The sequence below is a fragment of the Thermoplasmata archaeon genome (assembly GCA_035622275.1).
Taxonomy (GTDB): Archaea; Thermoplasmatota; Thermoplasmata; order Lutacidiplasmatales; family UBA184; genus Lutacidiplasma.
This window is the reverse complement of sequence record DASPVQ010000011.1, coordinates 1-2766: the sequence shown is the minus strand read 5'-3', so window position 1 is coordinate 2766 and position 2766 is coordinate 1. Positions and strand designations below refer to the sequence as shown.

Annotated in this window: 3 protein-coding genes; all 3 read right to left on the bottom strand. The window is 68.6% G+C overall.

The genetic code is table 11. The annotated features are described in order from the left end of the window. Nucleotides 1-200: 200 nt before the first annotated feature. The gene (locus tag VEL82_03255) at nucleotides 201-917 is read right to left on the bottom strand and encodes an LUD domain-containing protein (GenBank protein HXW66883.1); all 717 of its coding nucleotides are present in this window, start codon (nucleotides 915-917) and stop codon (nucleotides 201-203) included. After that, nucleotides 883-1920, bottom strand: coding sequence for an LLM class flavin-dependent oxidoreductase (locus tag VEL82_03250; GenBank protein ID HXW66882.1), 1038 nt, complete (start codon nucleotides 1918-1920; stop codon nucleotides 883-885). The genes VEL82_03255 and VEL82_03250 overlap by 35 nt, the downstream gene beginning before the upstream one ends. Before the next feature lie 10 nt (nucleotides 1921-1930). Then, on the bottom strand, nucleotides 1931-2766 hold an 836-nt coding region (locus VEL82_03245), incomplete at its 5' end, for a hypothetical protein (protein HXW66881.1).

Sequence of the window (2766 nt, the reverse complement as noted above, 5' to 3'; positions counted from 1 at the left end):
GATGACCGTGGTCGCGGCCAGCTGGAACATCGGCGCAGGGCACCGCGTCGGGTGCGCGGCCCGAGGTTCGGCCCCACCCATCGCGCCAGCCTCCCCGCTTGCCGGATGATCCGGCGGAGCGTGCGGTCCGACCGGACGTCGTCCTCGTCGGAACTCGATCCCAGATCCGGGGATGTCGATGGAGGCCTCGGCGCGAGCGCTCAAATCCCCACAGGACGGGCCACCAGCACGACCAGCGCTCGGTGAGCCTGGTGTTCTCCTCGTATTACGAGGAGCTTGTTGATGGAGCTGCCGGTGCCCCCGAGCTTTCGGACGCGGGCGTCCTCCCAGGGCAACGCGTACTCTTCCACTCTCCGGATCGCCTCGGCGAGGTCCCGAACGATCTTCTGGGCGCCCACCACCCAGATCACCCGTCCCGCGCCGTAGCTGTACGGTCCGAGCTGGCTGCCCGAGCCCGAGGCGACCACGAGCTCCCCCGACTCGGTCACTGCCTGGACGCTACCCATCACGACCTCGGGAGAGGCGCCGAGGCGACGCTTCTCGCTCGGAAGACCCTGCCGTCCGAGCTCCTGCAGCCTCGGTCGCAGCCGGCGGTACCGGCCCTGCGGTGCCCCGGCCCCGATCAGTCCCACGTCCTCCAGCGTCTTAGAGTGGGCCTCCAGCACCTCGTCGGTCGGAGACAGTCGGCCCAGGACCTCTTCCCGCGCGGCGTTCCCGTCCGCTACCACGGACACGTCGAAGCCGTTCCTCCGCAACGCTGAGGCGACCCGATCGATGCGCGACCTCGGCGGAACGCGGGAGAACGCTCCGGTTTCCGTACCGGGATCGCGTCGTGCCCGCGCCGCGTCGCTCTTCCGAGCCCCACCCCGGGGACGACGCACGTTACGCTGGCGCCGACTGGAGGGGCCGGACGACATCCTCGCTGAACCGTTCCATCTCTTCGAGCTGGGGGCTGAACTGGAGCAGCAGGAGGTCGACGCCCGCCTTCTCGAGGCGGGCCACCTGGGCGCGAACCTCTTCCGGCGTGCCCATCAGTCCGGAGCGGAGCCCGCGGTTCGAGACCGAGTATTCCTCGATTGACATCTTCTGTTCGAGCTGCGTGCCCTTGAGCCACTGCTGGTAGTTGGCGAACCCCGCCGCGTTGCTCCGGACGTCGGTGATCCGCTGGAGCTCCCGGTCCACCTCGGCGCGGGAGTCGCGAACGTACGCGTACCCGGCGACACCAAAGACGAGCGGCGGCAGCCCCAACTTGGCGCGGCGTTCGGACAGGTCCCGGACCTTCTCGGCAACCCGCTCCGGAGGGTCCCCGTGCATCACGTAGGCGTCGCATTTCTGGGCGATGAGATTCTTCGCGGCCTCCGACTCGCCTCCGGCGTAGATCGGAGGACGGGGCCGGCGCTGCGGTTTGGGCTCCAGCGCGGTGCCCTCGACGCGGTAGTATCGGCCCGAGTACGAGAACGCGTCCTGCGACCAGACGCCGTCGAGCACGTCGAGCCACTCGGACGTTCGGGCATACCGCTCATCGTGCGCGTCGAACTGCACCCCGTACATTCGCGCCTCCTGCTCCCACCAGGACGACACCACGTTCAGCGCCACGCGCCCTCCGCTGATGCGGTCGATGTTCGCCGCCTGCTTGGCCAGCAGGGCGGGCAGGTGGAACGTCGGGCGCACCGCGATCATGAGCTCGAGCCGTCGGGTCACCGCCGCGAGGGCGGCGGCCGTGGACCACGCGTCGAGGGAGGGGGCGTGGACGCCCTTGATGTCGTTCAGGTTCAGCTCGGCGATCAGCGTGAGGTCGTATCCCAGGTCCTCGCTCCGGAGGGCGAGGTCCCGGACATAGGGCCAGCTGGCGTCCATCCGCTCGTCGTCGACGTTCCGGAGCCAGCCCCCGAATACCGGCATCCAGTACCCGAACCGGATTCCACGGCTGCTACCCGACGGCGTCGGCCAGCACCTCCTCGATGAAGTCCACGAGCCGGGCGAACGGATCGAAGCCGACCACGCGAGGAGCGTCCGCCACGAAGTTCGAGAGCGCGTTCACGTCGTAGTAGTAGATGCCGCCGTCCCGGTCGTCGATGATGTACTCGATGCCGCCGACGTCGATCCCCGCTCCCTGGGCGATGGATTCGACCGCGCGTACCACGCCCGCGGGAGGGTCGTACCGTTCTACCTTCAAGCCGGACTTGGCGGCCTCAACGACGCACCCCGGCGCCAGCAGGTCCTCTCCCGTGGTGGTCTGGCAGATGTCGGCCGGGCAGAGGTCGAAGGTCTCCCCGCTCAGATGGACCCGGATGCCGTAGAGGAACCGACCCCTCAGCGTTTCGATCCGGGTGATGAATCCGCCGCGGGCCGGAACGAACTCCTGCACCAGCCCGACGTGGTCGAATCCGAGCTGAACCTGGCCTGCGGCCACGGCTGCGCTAAGCTCCTCGGGGCTGTCGAATCGTACGATACCTGCGCCGCTCCCCCCGATGTTGGGCTTGATCACCACGGGGAATCGGAGGCTTCGTGCCGCGTCCGGAGCCTGCAGGGGATCGTGGATGACGCGAGCCCGAGGAAAGGGGAGACCCAGCGACTGGAGGAGGGAGAGCTGGAGGGCCTTCGACAGCTCGTGACGGAACGCGCGGGAGCCGTTGATCACCCGGGTCCCGAGCGACTCGAGATGGGAGAGGTAGCTCAAGGTGTAGAACAGGCCGCTCCCGTGTTCCCGGCGCCACGCCGACGGGCTCATTCGATTGAACAGGACCGGGTAGGGTCGATCTCGGC

Coding starts and splice junctions, on each gene's coding strand:
- VEL82_03255 (HXW66883.1), bottom strand. CDS start 917: ATGTCGTCCGGCCCCTCCAGTCGGCGCCAGCGTAACGTGCGTCGTCCC.